This is a genomic window from Acinetobacter sp. NIOH-H-8, assembly GCF_046635365.1.
Classification (GTDB): Bacteria; Pseudomonadota; Gammaproteobacteria; order Pseudomonadales; family Moraxellaceae; genus Acinetobacter.
On the sequence record NZ_JBHDVN010000004.1, the window covers coordinates 125308 to 140334 of the forward strand.

Annotated in this window: 18 protein-coding genes; 11 read left to right on the forward strand and 7 right to left on the reverse strand. The window is 42.2% G+C overall.

The window, feature by feature from the left end; all coding sequences use genetic code 11:
• The first annotated feature begins 5 nt into the window (after nucleotides 1-5).
• The 4 genes from ACEWB7_RS03585 to ACEWB7_RS03600 all read left to right on the forward strand — a co-directional run bounded on the left by ACEWB7_RS03585 (nucleotide 6) and on the right by ACEWB7_RS03600 (nucleotide 3983).
• Nucleotides 6-1172, forward strand: coding sequence for a tetracycline-inactivating monooxygenase Tet(X3) (locus tag ACEWB7_RS03585; protein WP_024160783.1), 1167 nt, complete (start codon nucleotides 6-8; stop codon nucleotides 1170-1172).
• A 148-nt stretch (nucleotides 1173-1320) separates the two neighbouring features.
• Nucleotides 1321-2058, forward strand: coding sequence for a recombinase family protein (locus ACEWB7_RS03590; protein ID WP_001366550.1), 738 nt, complete (start codon nucleotides 1321-1323; stop codon nucleotides 2056-2058).
• Nucleotides 2055-2279: a hypothetical protein gene (locus ACEWB7_RS03595; protein ID WP_000743213.1), complete on the forward strand. Its 225-nt coding sequence runs from the start codon at nucleotides 2055-2057 to the stop codon at nucleotides 2277-2279. Before ACEWB7_RS03590 ends, ACEWB7_RS03595 begins: the two co-directional genes overlap by 4 nt.
• Before the next feature lie 210 nt (nucleotides 2280-2489).
• Nucleotides 2490-3983: an IS91-like element ISVsa3 family transposase gene (locus ACEWB7_RS03600; RefSeq protein ID WP_001120888.1), complete on the forward strand. Its 1494-nt coding sequence runs from the start codon at nucleotides 2490-2492 to the stop codon at nucleotides 3981-3983.
• A 175-nt stretch (nucleotides 3984-4158) separates the two neighbouring features.
• Here the strand turns inward: ACEWB7_RS03600 and ACEWB7_RS03605 are convergent, their stop codons facing one another.
• Both ACEWB7_RS03605 and sul2 read right to left on the reverse strand, forming a co-directional pair.
• Nucleotides 4159-4461 carry a phosphoglucosamine mutase gene (locus tag ACEWB7_RS03605; RefSeq protein ID WP_000251875.1) on the reverse strand — a complete coding sequence of 101 codons (303 nt, stop codon included), beginning with the start codon at nucleotides 4459-4461 and terminating at the stop codon, nucleotides 4159-4161.
• 86 nt (nucleotides 4462-4547) lie between these two features.
• Nucleotides 4548-5363: a sulfonamide-resistant dihydropteroate synthase Sul2 gene (gene sul2 / locus ACEWB7_RS03610; protein WP_001043260.1), complete on the reverse strand. Its 816-nt coding sequence runs from the start codon at nucleotides 5361-5363 to the stop codon at nucleotides 4548-4550.
• 89 nt (nucleotides 5364-5452) lie between these two features.
• Here sul2 and ACEWB7_RS03615 point away from each other — a divergent pair.
• From ACEWB7_RS03615 to ACEWB7_RS03630, 4 genes are all read left to right on the forward strand, one after another.
• A protein-coding gene (locus ACEWB7_RS03615; RefSeq protein ID WP_114318428.1) for an IS4-like element ISAba1 family transposase occupies nucleotides 5453-6543 on the forward strand; the annotation gives its coding sequence in 2 pieces (ribosomal slippage) (nucleotides 5453-5993 and nucleotides 5993-6543; 1092 coding nt in all).
• A complete protein-coding gene (locus ACEWB7_RS03620; protein ID WP_228154131.1) occupies nucleotides 6540-6845 on the forward strand; it encodes a hypothetical protein in 306 nt (101 codons plus the stop codon). The genes ACEWB7_RS03615 and ACEWB7_RS03620 overlap by 4 nt, the downstream gene beginning before the upstream one ends.
• Nucleotides 6846-6942: 97 nt before the next feature.
• Complete coding sequence (locus ACEWB7_RS03625) at nucleotides 6943-7452, forward strand: hypothetical protein (protein WP_063454592.1); 510 nt, start codon at nucleotides 6943-6945, stop codon at nucleotides 7450-7452.
• A 241-nt stretch (nucleotides 7453-7693) separates the two neighbouring features.
• Nucleotides 7694-8578, forward strand: a complete 885-nt coding sequence (locus tag ACEWB7_RS03630) for a hypothetical protein (RefSeq protein ID WP_228255340.1) — start codon at nucleotides 7694-7696, stop codon at nucleotides 8576-8578.
• Nucleotides 8579-8633: 55 nt separating this feature from the next.
• Here the strand turns inward: ACEWB7_RS03630 and ACEWB7_RS03635 are convergent, their stop codons facing one another.
• The 5 genes from ACEWB7_RS03635 to ACEWB7_RS03655 all read right to left on the reverse strand — a co-directional run bounded on the left by ACEWB7_RS03635 (nucleotide 8634) and on the right by ACEWB7_RS03655 (nucleotide 11821).
• Nucleotides 8634-9011, reverse strand: coding sequence for a hypothetical protein (locus ACEWB7_RS03635; RefSeq protein WP_099143586.1), 378 nt, complete (start codon nucleotides 9009-9011; stop codon nucleotides 8634-8636).
• A 13-nt stretch (nucleotides 9012-9024) separates the two neighbouring features.
• Nucleotides 9025-9384 carry a hypothetical protein gene (locus ACEWB7_RS03640; RefSeq protein WP_099143585.1) on the reverse strand — a complete coding sequence of 120 codons (360 nt, stop codon included), beginning with the start codon at nucleotides 9382-9384 and terminating at the stop codon, nucleotides 9025-9027.
• A 532-nt stretch (nucleotides 9385-9916) separates the two neighbouring features.
• On the reverse strand, nucleotides 9917-10867 hold the full coding sequence (locus ACEWB7_RS03645) for a hypothetical protein (RefSeq protein ID WP_099143584.1): 951 nt from the start codon (nucleotides 10865-10867) through the stop codon (nucleotides 9917-9919).
• Nucleotides 10868-10878: 11 nt separating this feature from the next.
• A complete protein-coding gene (locus ACEWB7_RS03650) occupies nucleotides 10879-11349 on the reverse strand; it encodes a hypothetical protein (RefSeq protein ID WP_087554360.1) in 471 nt (156 codons plus the stop codon).
• 64 nt (nucleotides 11350-11413) lie between these two features.
• Nucleotides 11414-11821: a hypothetical protein gene (locus tag ACEWB7_RS03655; protein WP_099143583.1), complete on the reverse strand. Its 408-nt coding sequence runs from the start codon at nucleotides 11819-11821 to the stop codon at nucleotides 11414-11416.
• Nucleotides 11822-12370: 549 nt separating this feature from the next.
• On the opposite strand from ACEWB7_RS03655, the gene ACEWB7_RS03660 reads away from it, so the two are divergent.
• From ACEWB7_RS03660 to ACEWB7_RS03670, 3 genes are all read left to right on the forward strand, one after another.
• Entirely contained in the window at nucleotides 12371-12760 is a 390-nt protein-coding gene (locus tag ACEWB7_RS03660) for a hypothetical protein (protein WP_228154130.1), read from the forward strand.
• 250 nt (nucleotides 12761-13010) lie between these two features.
• Nucleotides 13011-14468 carry a hypothetical protein gene (locus tag ACEWB7_RS03665; RefSeq protein ID WP_099143582.1) on the forward strand — a complete coding sequence of 486 codons (1458 nt, stop codon included), beginning with the start codon at nucleotides 13011-13013 and terminating at the stop codon, nucleotides 14466-14468.
• A 77-nt stretch (nucleotides 14469-14545) separates the two neighbouring features.
• Nucleotides 14546-14950, forward strand: a complete 405-nt coding sequence (locus ACEWB7_RS03670; RefSeq protein ID WP_099143581.1) for a hypothetical protein — start codon at nucleotides 14546-14548, stop codon at nucleotides 14948-14950.
• Nucleotides 14951-15027: the final 77 nt, after the last annotated feature.

Genomic DNA, 15027 nt, shown 5'->3' on the forward strand with positions numbered 1-15027 from the left:
TTTGAATGACAATGCGAATAGATACAGACAAACAAATGAATTTACTTAGTGATAAGAACGTTGCAATAATTGGTGGTGGACCCGTTGGACTGACTATGGCAAAATTATTACAGCAAAACGGCATAGACGTTTCAGTTTACGAAAGAGACAACGACCGAGAGGCAAGAATTTTTGGTGGAACCCTTGACCTACACAAAGGTTCAGGTCAGGAAGCAATGAAAAAAGCGGGATTGTTACAAACTTATTATGACTTAGCCTTACCAATGGGTGTAAATATTGCTGATGAAAAAGGCAATATTTTATCCACAAAAAATGTAAAGCCCGAAAATCGATTTGACAATCCTGAAATAAACAGAAATGACTTAAGGGCTATCTTGTTGAATAGTTTAGAAAACGACACGGTTATTTGGGATAGAAAACTTGTTATGCTTGAACCTGGTAAGAAGAAGTGGACACTAACTTTTGAGAATAAACCGAGTGAAACAGCAGATTTGGTTATTCTTGCCAATGGTGGAATGTCGAAAATAAGGAGCTTTGTTACCGACACGCAAGTTGAAGAAACCGGTACTTTCAACATCCAAGCTGATATTCTTCAACCGGAAATAAACTGTCCCGGATTTTTTCAGCTATGCAACGGCAACCGATTAATGGCGGGACATCAGGGCATTTTATTGTTTGCCAATCCCAATAATAATGGTGCATTGTATTTAGGAATTAGTTTTAAAACGCCCGATGAATGGAAAAATAAAATTCCCTTAGATTTTCAGGACAGAAACAGCGTTGCCGATTTTTTATTGAAAAGATTTTCCAAATGGAGTGAAGTTTACAAACAATTAATACGTTCGGTATCAACATTTCAATGCTTGCCCACAAGGAAATTTCCTTTGAACAATGATTGGAAAAGTAACCGTCCATTACCCATAACAATGATTGGCGATGCTGCTCATTTGATGTCGCCTTTTGCAGGACAGGGTGTAAATACGGGATTATTGGATGCTTTGATATTGTCTGAAAACCTTACAAACGGAGAATTTACAAGTATTGAAAATGCCATCGAAAACTACGAACAACAAATGTTTGTTTATGCAAAAGATACGCAGGACGAATCGACAGAAAACGAAACCGAAATGTTTAGTCCCAATTTTTCGTTTCAAAAATTATTGAATCTATAAACAGTAAGAAAAAACGGCTACTAACAAGCAGTTTTGCAATAGTGGGGCAGAAGTGCAAAATTGAACTTGTGTGCTTCTATCAACTTTTGTACATTAGCTGCCAGTTTAAGATGGGTGCATTTGAGTATGCCCAAAGGAGCCCGCAAGTATGCGCAGGACGAAGCCAGTAGCCGCGCCGATGGTGGCGCGGGTCTATCTGCGCGTCAGCACCGACGCGCAGGACTTGGAACGCCAAGAGGCGATCACTACGGCCGCGAAGGCCGCCGGCTACTACGTCGCCGGCATCTACCGTGAGAAGGCATCCGGCGCACGCGCCGACCGGCCTGAGCTGCTGCGCATGATCGGCGACCTACAGCCCGGCGAGGTGGTCATTGCCGAGAAGATCGACCGCATCAGCCGCCTACCTTTGCCCGAGGCCGAGCGCCTGGTGGCCTCGATACAGGCCAAAGGCGCACGCCTGGCCGTCCCTGGCGTGGTCGATCTATCCGACCTGGCGGCCGAGGCCCAGGGCGTCGCCAAGATCGTGCTGGAAGCCGTGCAGATCATGCTTTTTCGCCTGGCCTTGCAGATGGCCCGCGACGACTACGAGGACAGGCGCGAACGCCAGCGCCAAGGCATTGAGTTGGCCCGCCAGGCCGGGCGGTACAAGGGCCGCCGTGCTGATCCGAAGCGCCGCGCCCAAGTTGTCGCGCTGCGCAAGTCCGGCTACAGCATCAACAAGACCGCCGAGCTGGCCGGGTACAGTGCGGCCCAGGTGAAACGGATATGGGCCGAGGTCAGCCAGGCCGAAGCGAAGCAGCACGGCGCGTTCGTGGAGGACGCATTGACGGAAGCCGATGCCCTGGCCGCTGTCGGCCAGGATGAGCGCCAGGAGGAAAGGGCATGAAGAAGCCGAACCAAGACGACGAGCCGTTTTTCATCACCGAGGAGATTGCGGCCGAAATGATCGCCGGCGGCTATGAGTTCGAGCTGCCGCCCATTCCTTGCACCATCCGCCTACGCGACGTGCTGGAGCGCATGACCGATGCTGAGCTAGCATTGCAGCCGGGCGAGATCGCCGACCAGGAGCGTGAACGCTGCCGGCGCAAGCCGTGTTCAACCTCATGATCTGGTCATGGTATTTTTCATGGCACTGAGCCTGATAGTTCTTGCAAATTGTTGTCACTAAAGGGTTTTGTGTGCTTGTTTACAATCGAGTGGGAGTGACGGGCACTGGCTGGCAATGTCTAGCAACGGCAGGCATTTCGGCTGAGGGTAAAAGAACTTTCCGCTAAGCGATAGACTGTATGTAAACACAGTATTGCAAGGACGCGGAACATGCCTCATGTGGCGGCCAGGACGGCCAGCCGGGATCGGGATACTGGTCGTTACCAGAGCCACCGACCCGAGCAAACCCTTCTCTATCAGATCGTTGACGAGTATTACCCGGCATTCGCTGCGCTTATGGCAGAGCAGGGAAAGGAATTGCCGGGCTATGTGCAACGGGAATTTGAAGAATTTCTCCAATGCGGGCGGCTGGAGCATGGCTTTCTACGGGTTCGCTGCGAGTCTTGCCACGCCGAGCACCTGGTCGCTTTCAGCTGTAAGCGTCGCGGTTTCTGCCCGAGCTGTGGGGCGCGGCGGATGGCCGAAAGTGCCGCCTTGCTGGTTGATGAAGTACTGCCTGAACAACCCATGCGTCAGTGGGTGTTGAGCTTCCCGTTTCAGCTGCGTTTCCTGTTTGCCAGCCGGCCCGAGATCATGGGGTGGGTGCTGGGCATCGTTTACCGCGTCATTGCCACGCACCTGGTCAAGAAAGCGGGCCATACCCACCAAGTGGCCAAGACGGGCGCGGTCACCCTGATCCAGCGTTTTGGATCGGCGCTCAATCTGAATGTTCACTTCCACATGCTGTTTCTCGACGGTGTGTATGTCGAGCAATCCCACGGCTCAGCGCGTTTCCGCTGGGTCAAGGCGCCGACCAGCCCAGAGCTCACCCAGCTGACGCACACCATCGCCCACCGGGTGGGTCGCTATCTGGAACGGCAAGGCCTGCTGGAACGGGATGTCGAAAACAGCTATCTGGCCTCGGATGCGGTGGATGACGACCCGATGACACCCCTGCTGGGGCACTCGATCACTTACCGTATCGCTGTCGGTTCACAGGCGGGGCGAAAGGTGTTCACTTTGCAAACTCTGCCGACCAGTGGTGATCCGTTCGGTGACGGGATTGGCAAGGTAGCCGGGTCCAGCCTGCACGCCGGCGTGGCGGCCAGGGCCGATGAACGCAAGAAGCTCGAACGGCTGTGCCGGTACATCAGCCGCCCGGCGGTATCCGAGAAGCGGCTGTCGTTAACACGAGGCGGCAACGTGCGCTACCAGCTCAAGACGCCGTACCGGGACGGCACCACGCACGTCATTTTCGAACCATTGGATTTCATTGCAAGGCTGGCCGCCCTGGTACCGAAGCCCAGAGTCAACCTAACCCGCTTCCACGGGGTGTTCGCACCCAACAGTCGGCACCGGGCGTTGGTCACGCCGGCAAAACGGGGCAGGGGCAACAAGGTCAGGGTGGCTGATGAACCGGCAACACCAGCACAACGGCGAGCGTCGATGACATGGGCGCAACGGCTCAAGCGTGTTTTCAATATCGACATCGAGACCTGCAGCGGCTGCGGCGGCGCCATGAAAGTCATCGCCTGCATTGAAGACCCTATAGTGATCAAGCAGATCCTTGATCACCTGAAGCACAAAGCCGAAACCAGCGGGACCAGGGCGTTACCCGAAAGCCGGGCGCCACCGGCTGAGCTGCTCCTGGGTCTGTTTGACTGACGAGCCTGAAGGCCAACGATACCAATCAAAATGCTGCGTTCACAGCGCCGCGGCAGGGATCCGCCGTGCTGGTTGTCGGAAAAGGAGCCGCTAGTGGGAAAGAGGAGGGTAAATTTTCAGCGTTGCTGGCTCCCCGTCAGCCGGATTGGGTTGCATCGCAGGGGTGTCGAAAGAGTCAACTGCGGTCCAAAGCTGTTGGACTTGGGTGAAAAGGGCGTTTATTCTTCCTATACGTTGTCGGCAGCGGGCCAAAAAGGAATACGTCCATGCCCATCGAGGTGAAACCGGCTGTGAGCGCGGGTTCAAGCATATAGCCCGACAGGCGCGTATCCTTGCCGATCACGACACGATGGCGGTGGTCACCGCGACGAAAGACACGGCCAGCCGCCATGCCGACGCGCAAGGCGGTTTCCGCCGTCATCGCGCCTTCGTTGGCTTTGCCACGAATACCGTCTGTGCCGAAATATTTGCGCACCATAAGGTCGATTATCCTGTCGTCGGGTCGCCCTCAAAGGGGACATGCCTGCTGAACCGCGAATATAGAGAAATATCCCGAATGTGCAGTTAACGAATTCTTGCGGTTTCTTTCAGCGCCGCCAATACCGCCAGCCCGTCGCGCAAGGGGCGCGGCTCGTGTGTGCGGATGAAGTCAGCTCCACCTGCGGCGGCGGCAAGCTCTGCAGCGAGTGTCGCGGCCCCGACATCCCCCGGACCACGGCCTGTGAGCGCGCGCAGAAAGGATTTGCGCGAAACAGACAGAAGCACCGGCAAATCGAAGCGCAGCCGCAATTCATCGAACCGCGCCAGCACCGAGAGCGAGGTTTCGGGAGCAGCCCCCAGAAAAAACCCCATGCCGGGATCAAGGACAAGGCGGTTGCGTTTGATACCGGCACCCGTCAGCGCCGCGATGCGCGCGTCAAAGAACGCCGCAATGTGATCCATGATGTCGCCAGCGGGTGCCTCGCGCCGATCTGCCTGCCCGTCTTGCACCGAATGCATAACGACGAGTTTGGCAGATGATTTCGCCAATTGCGGATAGAACGCAGCGTCTGGAAAACCGCGAATATCATTGAGATAGGCCACACCACGCGACAAGGCATAGGCTTGCGTCGCGGGTTGATAACTGTCGAGCGAGACGGGAATGCCATCTGCCTTGAGCGCGTCCAGCACCGGCGCGATACGCGCGATTTCTGTGTCGGACGAAACAGGCGCGGCGTCGGGATTGCTGGATGCCGGACCGAGGTCGATCACATCTGCCCCCTCGGCCATCAGCTTACGCGCCTGCGCAATGGCTGCGTCTGGCGCCAGATACCGGCCTCCATCGGAGAAACTGTCCGAGGTTATGTTGACGATGCCGAAAATGATGAGCGATTTATTCATGGGGGCTTCTATAATAATCTCTGTACACGACAAAAATAGATAACTCATTGAAATAATGTCACAATAATTGTTTTCTAACGACGAATACTATGACACATCTCAATGAGTTATATCTTATCTTAAACAAATCTCTAAAATGGAACAAGTCACATTTAAAGTGCTTTGCGCTCATCATGCTTGTGATTATTTTAAAGCAAACATGTAATCTTTCTTCTGCATCTAAAGCCTTGCCCATCAAGTGTTTACCACAATCATTTTATCGACGTATGCAGCGCTTCTTTGCAGGTCAGTATTTTGATTATCGTCAAATTTCTCAGTTGATTTTCAATATGTTTTCATTCGACCAAGTGCAACTGACTTTAGATAGAACCAATTGGAAATGGGGAAAACGAAATATTAATATCCTGATGCTCGCAATCGTTTATCGTGGAATAGCGATACCTATCCTTTGGACATTGCTTAATAAACGTGGAAATTCAGATACGAAAGAGCGTATTGCTTTGATTCAACGCTTTATAGCCATTTTTGGTAAAGACCGTATTGTGAATGTGTTCGCAGACAGAGAGTTTATCGGTGAGCAGTGGTTTACATGGTTAATTGAACAAGACATCAACTTCTGCATTCGTGTTAAAAAAACTTCATTGTCACCAATCATTTAGGAAAGAATCATAAAATTAGTGATTTATTTCGCCATCTTAAAGTTGGTCAAATTGAATGTCGTAAACGACGGATTTTGGTTGGTCGGGTGAAACTATATATAAGTGCACTACAGTTAGAAAATGGAGAGCTTTTACTCGTCGTTTCTCCTCAGTTTAATGCCAATGCTATTCAGGATTATGCATTACGCTGGGAAATTGAAACCTTATTCAGTTGTCTCAAAGGACGCGGGTTTAATCTTGAAAATACGCGCTTGACAGACCCTAGACGAGTGAAAAAATTGATTGCGGTGTTAGCTATAAGCTTCTGTTGGTGTTACTTAACGGGTGAATGGCAACATGATCAAAAAAAAGCGATAAAAATAAAGAAGCATGGACGACTCTCAATGAGTTTATTTCGCTATGGTTTAGACTATGTTCAAATGGCGATTCAGCGTTTAATTGGTTTTGGGAAAAAAGAAGAGTTTAAGGAAATTTTGGCAATTTTAAGAAAGCAGAATCCTGATAGGATAAGGGTTCTGTGAAATTTGTCGTGTACAGAGATGAAAAAAATAACCCATACATCAGTGCAGAACACCTTGCTTGGCTGTATGGTGAATTGCAAGAATATGACCAGGATCTATTCACAACTGTTAGCAATCTGACCAAGAGTACTGGACGTTTAGAATTGAGCCAGCTTAAATCAATCCGTAACCGCTATGCTTCTTCCATGAACGAAACTCAACTACAAGCATTGGCCAGTGAACATACTGAAGAAAGCAAATATCGCTTAGACCAGTACAACTACTCAATTTATGTGATGGATGAAGTCATTAATCAATATTAATGGCTGTATGCAATCTCTATTAACATCGCCGTGTTATATCTGCTATACGCGGTATCAAATGTATAAAGAGCTACAAAACTATTGAAAGGTTTATAAAATGAACACAACTCTACCTATTCTTATTCATAGCGTTATTGGTGGTATTGGTGAACATCCAGATGCTAAAAAACGAAGCTTAGGATACGGCGCTATCATGCTGTATATACCGATTGAACATATGGTCGGTTCAGGTGTACTTAAGCTGATGATTGATGTGAATACACTGTCGATCTATGCGTCTGAAAATCCTAATTACCTAAAACAACCACATACCATCAATGAAGCTTCTCACTTGTGGAATGCATTGCGCTTTGACAGTGCTTCTAAAGCCAGTCGAAAGGTCATTCATGATAATGGGTATGTTGAGTGTTTGTTTTCCATTCCTATGAAGGTTCTTGAGCCATTTATGGATGCTGAATTGATTCAAAACGAATTAGGACTTCCATACATGGCCATCGATCAAAGTGACAAGTCGAAATGCATGCCGATTTGGTATGATGTCAGTAAATCTACCAATCAATTTATTGATGGCAACTACAACGATTATCCTGGTGTGCAGGCATCTTAAATTTTTAAGAAAAGTTTTTAGCTTTGATGGTTTATTAATATATTTATATCGACCACATTGGCGATGATGAAGAGAACAGACTCAATATGGCCCGTTTAATGGGCCACATTTATTTTTATAGATTAGGGATGCCAACGGCGTGAAAACAAAAATCATTTTAAACATCATTTTGTGGACCTTAACCGTCCTAACTTGTTTTGCGTGGATTGCCTTTACGTTTATTCAACCAGTTGGCTACACCATGACTTTTCTTGTTATTTTAATCTTGATGACAGTAGTGCTCAGCTGGTGCTTGGCAACACCTTATATTAAGACCAAAGACCGAACCAAGCGACTAGACGAAAACTTTAAGCTACTTATGTTCTCTGTTGCTGTTGTTCCACTCCTAATGTTTCTACTGTCATATGGTTTTGTATGGTGTTTCAAAACGCTAGAAAAGAAACAGTTCAACCATGACCATATTGCTGCGATGGTACCGGGTAGCAACTTCAATCAACTACAAAAGTTTGCCAAGGAAAACTACAACGCGCCACTTGTGTTAGGTGACTTTAACGAAAGTTGGGCTTTAACTTCCTTAGATATACCGCAAGCTTCTCCAGCTTCATTAAGATCTAGTACAGGATATTGCCTGGTGAATATGTCTAAAACCAGCATGAACACCATGTATAAAGCAGCAAAAACCGATGTAAGCTACAACGATTGGGAAATGCTGATATTAGCGCACGAGTTATCTCACTGTTTAGATCGTGCGACCGATGTGCCTGGTGAACTTGGCCAGCCACTTAAAGCATTAAATTCAATTGCGCCGTCTGATCGGTCCAAAGTAAAGATGGATGATGTATCTACCTTTGTAACGGCTGAAAGTAGCGGTAAAACTCAACTATGGCGAGAATCTTATGCGGATCTGTTTGCGGTAGGTTTTATGTCACTTGATCCAAAATACGATACTGCAGCGTTAAGAGAAAGCCTGATTAAATTACGTGAAAAACGTAAGGAACAAGATCCAACCCATAATTCGGTGTGTTGGTTGCAGTATTCTAAGAGTCAGCCTTTCCCACAAAAAGGTTCGGATGTTTATTCTTGGGCAAATAACATCAGAATTAAAGCGCCGTGCGAGTTGAAATAACTTGTCTTCAGACAAATTAAAAGCCCGAATTTCGGGCTTCTTTTATACCAGCTAATTAACAATAAAAGCCAGGGCTTATAGTTGGTGCAGACATATCATCATAGATGCAATCTATACTGACTGCAGGTTTATCAATGTGGCTAAATAAGCTTGGATTGACCAATTGATTTGTTAGCTTAGATCTTTCCACACTAAAGCCAACCAGTTCAACTTCACAATCACACACGTAATGGAATTTTGCCTTACCGTGCAACACAAAAACATTAGGTGACTTCTCATACATCTTGAAGTACTCGGCTTGAGTTTGTGACAATGGAACCTCCAGCACCACAAAGCCATTTGGTACGACAAAAACTGCAGATCCATCTTTTACTGAGTAAACGATGGCTTGAACATCAGAAGCACGTTCAAAATCCACACTTTTTTTTATCATTTAGATTACCTTTTTATATTGTAGCGAATGAACGTTGTAAAACAGATTGTAGATCTGCTTCATTTGTAATATTCGCCTCAAGCGCAGCGTTTCGTACATCAGGTAGGTTTAACCAATGGCGGTGCTCAGCTTTAGTTTTTTCAAGTTTGTGTGGTGTTCTTGGGTATTCCCAACTCCAGTAATGCTTTTTATAAATCTCTTTATCTTTTACAAGATAAGCCTGTATAGATTGACTATCCTCATTAGTTGCATAGCCAACGCCAAAGTAAATATTTAATCCCTGCTTTAGTGCAGTTTGATAATCGGCTTCAAATTGAATAACAAGGGATTCAATACTAGCTTCATGAGAAAAGATACTAGATAGTTTTAACATCACACGGCTCCAAGTTTAAGGCAATATGCCTCGAGATAAAACCATTATAACGATCAAAAACCACTAAATTAGTTTATTTAAAAAAAACTTTAGTAAAGTTAAACCCTTGAAGATTAATACATACGGTGAAAAACTTAGGTTTTTATTCAATAAAAATCAGACTTACTCAACTTTTGTCTAGATGAACTGGTATTTTTAAAATTAAGGCTGCTTAGCGTTCCCATTCGTGAACAGGATTCTAATTTTTTGTGAATGAATAATATTACATTTTTGACTGACACTGGAACAATTAGCCATAGACAAGTAGGAGGTTGGTAAAGCCATATACCACATTTAAGAAATAACGCCGTAGTGGTTTAATTCATTGTTAATTGAATATGGTTTGAATTAAGGCTTGATGGAAATGCATTAGTAAAAGTATGGGTGCTGAATTAGCAAAATTAATTTTTGGATTATTTTAATCAATTAAAAAAACATCGTTTGCGTTTATAAAAGCCAGCAGTTGATCAATTAGTTGATCAACGCAAGGGTATTAATCTTTTTTATGGTTTAAATACCTTTGAGTACGTTCTAATAATTTCGGGATGATTTTTTCTGCTTCTTCTTGGGTGAGATGCAAACCATAAAATTTATTAGTTGTTCCGTAGCTTTCATCAAGTACTGAATAGGGAATATATAAGGTGTACATGTCTTGTTCTACTGAGTATAACGTGATGAAGTCTGTCGTATATGAAAACTTGCCATTTTCGCTCTCTACCTTGATTTGTTGGTGTTTAACGAGCTTGAGTGGTGAAATGCAGTCACCGCCATAGATCGCAACTGTGCCACGCTCTTTGTAAAGCTTAATGAGTTTTTTGGCGCATTTTAACGGCTTGCCGTGTTTGTCCAATTTTGGTTGGTTGCGAACAAAGATGTTATAGCGAAGATTCGAGTCACCAAGCATTCCTCTTGTTGTTTCACTGATGGTCAATTGGCGTTTAGACTTCTTATAAAACTCTAATAAGCGTTGCTGTAAATTGAACCGTGAAACACCACTTTCGATGTCAAAATTTAGACCTTTAAAAACATTTTTATTACTGTTGTTTCCAAAGTAACAAACTGCATCGTTAAACATTTGCGTTAAGTTTGCAAAAATTAAGAGAAAGTCGTTTTGTGGGTACGGACGTTTTTGATACATGCACCCAAACTCACTGTCAGCTAACTTATAAAAATAGGTGCGAACGCCAGTATAACTGCAAAGTGAATCATAAATGCGTGTGCCTTTAATTTGAATCTGAGTGACATAGCTAGATGAAAATTCAGGGGTAGCCCAAAGCATAGGGCTGAACAGGATGTCTTTCACTAATCCATTGTCGTATGCACGGTCGCCAACGGGACTGTTTTGGTTAATGCGGTCGTTTTGGGTGTAAACATGGATGTTCTTCAGCTCCAACGTTTCACGTTTGAACACGGTCTTTTCAGCGGTAGCAGTAGCGGTCGTCATGGTGAAGTTCCTTATCGGCTTAAATACGTGTGTGCAAAAATTGCTTGCATGGTTTTAAAAATTGGGTCTGTTTCAAAGTAGTCAGAAATTTGCTCTTGGAATGGGCTTTGATGGTTGCGAACCAACGTGCGAATTGCAGATCTGTTTAAGGTGTCTGAGTTGGTAAAACCATTTTTTAGTACTTTGATCTCAAAATATGGGCTAGTGGATGCAATCACACTGACAATAATGTTGCCGTCTTGGTCTGTCTTAACTGACAAATCAGCAATTGGGCTTAGTTCATGGCGTAAAAAATACATATTGTCGGGGTTATAGATTGCTTTAAATCTGATTCCGTCTTGGCATATAGCGCAAAACAGTTCATTCACCGACTCAGCAGTAAAGATCGCCCCAAACGTCACAACAACAGGCCCGACATTTTTTTGCTGTTTTTCATCATGTTTGATGGTTAGCTCGCAATGCGCTGTAATTAGGTTTTGCATTGTTTATATCCTAAGTGTGATTCAGTGGCATACGCACGTTATCCGTGCGTATGGGTGAATTGAATTAAGAAAGTTCGCGTGACCAACAATCTTCTATACGGTCGTATGCGTAGCCGTTTTGAGCCATTAACGTGCAAATGTCTTCAAGGTTTTTGCCAAAGATATTTACTGAGGTAACTTGGTCGAGTACTGATGTATGACCAAAATTTTCTTTTAATGTTGCAACGTAGATTTCAACGTCCATGAAGAAGAAATTTGTTTTATCTGCCAATGTCGGCTTGTGCTGTTGAAATTGAAGTTGAGCATAGTCACTATCAGCTTGAAGATCAGCAAGGGTTAAATCACAGTTGTTGTCGATGTAATCTGATATTTCATCAACCAATTTTTCCATGTGAGCACAGCTAAAAGTTTTAGGGAAACCAATATATAAAGTGCCTTGTAACTGTACTGATTGAGCATTTAAATTTGACATGCTGTTTACTCCAAGTTTTAAGCTTTCTGCTTTTGATAGTTCTATTTTATGAGCAAAAACAACCTGGCTAACTTTTCTCGAAAAATAAGATTTCCAACCTTTTTTAATCAATTAAAAAACATCGTATGCGTCTTAATAAGCTTTTCTATTAGATGAATCACCGTAATTCATTAATAATACTTAAAGGATTAACTAGTTCGTTTAATTATGCTTAATTACTTTTATGTTTTCTTAGAATAAGAAGAACATTAAGCCGTCTTCTAGAATTGGTTGTATATACCAATTTTAATTCATTGTTTGCCTCTGCCATACTAAAAAAATAATTCACCTGTACCTTATCCAGCTTCAGGGGATACAGCATTTTATTATGGTGTTGTATGGCGCTATATAAAAATGATTTGTACAACTGCTTAAAAGTGGTATTCCTGACATTAAGATTTTTATAGATTGAGTGATTAAACCTGTCGAATTGTATTTTTGTGAAAAGATTCTAGACCTAAAAACATAGTTAAAATAGCCTTGTTGTTATTAGATCGTAGTATCCTAAATATGAATCACCATGAATATAAAATCGAACATATCAAGCAACGTGCGTTATGTGCCAACCTTTATATCGTTGATGAAAACGCATCATTGTTAAGTTGTAAAACATATGAAGATAAACCAGCTCAAGACCGTCTTGTGCTTGAAAACATCACCATTACTGAAGCGATGAAATTTGCTGAAAACAACGGATTCTTTAAAGCTAAGTACCAGGTACTTAAAGTGATTCAATATTTTGATGTTGAATTGGTACTCACGGCGTCTGATGTTGAGCACTGTGCTGAATTACACCAGTTTAGCGGTGGCTATAACGTGACGGTGCTTGCTGATACACCAGAACACGATCTTATTGCAATGTGGCTTACAGCAACAAACCAAAAGGGGGTATCGCTTTAGTGGTTTGGATAAAAAACAAATGAAAGTGGCACGATCGCAAAACTGGTGCCGTATATAGCTAAAAAAACCCTCAATAGTTTTTGAGGGTTTTTTAATGTGCTTTACAAAATAGGTTCATCATACGCACGGTGTCACTTACAAAAATAAAAGCTAGTTTACAAAAATAGAAGCTAGTCAAATATATAAAAATAGACTATTAATAACTCATAATTTCTTTTTTATAATAACCTTTATTAGAGTATATTCTGATATGACCTCTATTGACTCATTTCCTGATGATGAAATCGAACGAGTTGTCTACCTATATAGTTGTTTAAAGTTAAATTCGAGTTCTGAATCTGACAATATATTAATTGAAGTTCTACTTGTTGAGCTTGATGCGGCAAACCCTAATCGTTTAAATGTATCTGAAAATTCTTACAACAAATATGATGTCACTTTTCGAGATTTGGATACAGTACAAATTGGCACAATATGGAAAGGCCAAACACGAATAGAGGGAAGAAAATTCTCTTTTAATAACTGTCTGAGAACAGTTAATTTTGAGTTTGATTTTTCCATTAACGAACCAAAGATCATTAGATTTGATGCTAAGATTCCTGATTCAGACGAATACTACTTATATAATGAAAAAATATTCATTCCTAAAAATGAATACAGTGCAAATGTGCCTTTTAGATATTACCCATTTTTAATGAGTAAATATTGTATTTTAAAATCAAATGATAATATCGAAGTACTTACAAGTTGTATTCATTCACTCCATGCTTTTTATATCCCTGCAAGAAAGGACATTAGAGGCCATATCATCAATGAAAATTACAGTATTTCACATATAGTTGATTTATTTTTAGAAAAATATGAAATTCAAAATGTTGAAAATGTTGAAAATGTTGAAAATGTTGAAAAAATATCTGTTGTACTGAAAAAAAATATGGTTAAAACCATAGGAAAAGAAGCGATCACATTTTTGGCAAATCTAGCACTAAACAAAAACACCCAAGAAAAAGTGCTAAATATACGAAATTCGTTAAATGACATAAAACTCGATAAAACTGGAAAGCCATATCCATCTAGATTTCCTAGTGTAATTCCTCCGCATTCAACAACAATGAGCTTAACTGCCGAAGGTATTTGGCTTGAAAATGGAAAACGATTTTTAATTACACACGTATCTAAAGTTTCTCCTATTGCTGATTTTCCTATAGTAGCTTATGCACCTGTAACAGAATCAGAGGAACAGATAGAAACCATTGATAAAGATAAAGTTCATAGACAAGGTCGAAACAAAAAAAAACGCAATAACACTCGTATCAACACCCAAGAAGACCCATCTCACAACAGAGGTGAAAATAAAAAACAGACTGATATTTCAGTAGATTTTACTGACTTCGATATTGAGATTATTGAAGAAGTAATTGAAACTGAATCAAATATACAATATATTGAAAGTAAAGAAAAAAATGAAAATAAAGATGAAGAATCATCAGGCAACCGTTATGGCAATAGAAAGAATAAACCTACAAAATCTGAAAATTCAGAAAAAAAACCGAATAAACTAGATGTAGATGATCTTGCTCTTATATTTAGTAGTTTAAAAAACATTGAAGCTAAAAAAGATTCTACTAAATTAACTAAAGTATCTTGCATTGATCAAAGTGGAAATCTTTCAGACACCTTTTCACTTTTACAGGGCTTTGTTGCATAAAGATTTTGTAAGCTTCTGATTTAAATAGGTTTGTATGAATTTCAACCTAAAAATTAAATGAACAAAATCAGTTGGTTATGTATTTATGCAACAAAGCCCTTTTACAGATAAAGCCCATCGTTAAATTCCCTATTCATAATACTTGGATTAACGATGACGTTGGAAGATTACTTTTGTTTTTAAAGTTAGAGTTAGCCGAATTTCATGATCATCTTTACCTTATTGATATTAAGAAAAATAACAAAAATAATGAAGCATTTTGTTTTTTTCTATTTATTACCAAAGAGATGCTTAATGAAAAAAATATAACCATGATTTGTGAAGCAATTGAGGGGAAAAAAGGAACAAAAAAATGGTTCGATATTTGCAAGACTAACTTCAATCAAAAAAGAGCCATGAAGCACATGCATACTGACCAAGCTGATTGGGTTGCAAGTTTTAATAAAATTTTCAAAATATTAATAAAAAAGAAAAAATTATAAATAGAGAATTAAATTTACTAAAATATGCTTCGTATTTATTGAAGAATTACGAAGCAGCTTGTTTTAAAACTTCTACT

Coding starts and splice junctions, on each gene's coding strand:
- ACEWB7_RS03590 (WP_001366550.1), top strand. CDS start 1,321: ATGCGCAGGACGAAGCCAGTAGCCGCGCCGATGGTGGCGCGGGTCTAT.
- ACEWB7_RS03625 (WP_063454592.1), top strand. CDS start 6,943: ATGAACACAACTCTACCTATTCTTATTCATAGCGTTATTGGTGGTATT.
- ACEWB7_RS03645 (WP_099143584.1), bottom strand. CDS start 10,867: ATGACGACCGCTACTGCTACCGCTGAAAAGACCGTGTTCAAACGTGAA.
- sul2 (WP_001043260.1), bottom strand. CDS start 5,363: ATGAATAAATCGCTCATCATTTTCGGCATCGTCAACATAACCTCGGAC.
- ACEWB7_RS03585 (WP_024160783.1), top strand. CDS start 6: ATGACAATGCGAATAGATACAGACAAACAAATGAATTTACTTAGTGAT.
- ACEWB7_RS03605 (WP_000251875.1), bottom strand. CDS start 4,461: ATGGTGCGCAAATATTTCGGCACAGACGGTATTCGTGGCAAAGCCAAC.
- ACEWB7_RS03665 (WP_099143582.1), top strand. CDS start 13,011: ATGACCTCTATTGACTCATTTCCTGATGATGAAATCGAACGAGTTGTC.
- ACEWB7_RS03650 (WP_087554360.1), bottom strand. CDS start 11,349: ATGCAAAACCTAATTACAGCGCATTGCGAGCTAACCATCAAACATGAT.
- ACEWB7_RS03655 (WP_099143583.1), bottom strand. CDS start 11,821: ATGTCAAATTTAAATGCTCAATCAGTACAGTTACAAGGCACTTTATAT.
- ACEWB7_RS03635 (WP_099143586.1), bottom strand. CDS start 9,011: ATGATAAAAAAAAGTGTGGATTTTGAACGTGCTTCTGATGTTCAAGCC.
- ACEWB7_RS03660 (WP_228154130.1), top strand. CDS start 12,371: ATGAATCACCATGAATATAAAATCGAACATATCAAGCAACGTGCGTTA.
- ACEWB7_RS03630 (WP_228255340.1), top strand. CDS start 7,694: ATGACTTTTCTTGTTATTTTAATCTTGATGACAGTAGTGCTCAGCTGG.
- ACEWB7_RS03595 (WP_000743213.1), top strand. CDS start 2,055: ATGAAGAAGCCGAACCAAGACGACGAGCCGTTTTTCATCACCGAGGAG.
- ACEWB7_RS03600 (WP_001120888.1), top strand. CDS start 2,490: ATGCCTCATGTGGCGGCCAGGACGGCCAGCCGGGATCGGGATACTGGT.
- ACEWB7_RS03670 (WP_099143581.1), top strand. CDS start 14,546: ATGTATTTATGCAACAAAGCCCTTTTACAGATAAAGCCCATCGTTAAA.
- ACEWB7_RS03640 (WP_099143585.1), bottom strand. CDS start 9,384: ATGTTAAAACTATCTAGTATCTTTTCTCATGAAGCTAGTATTGAATCC.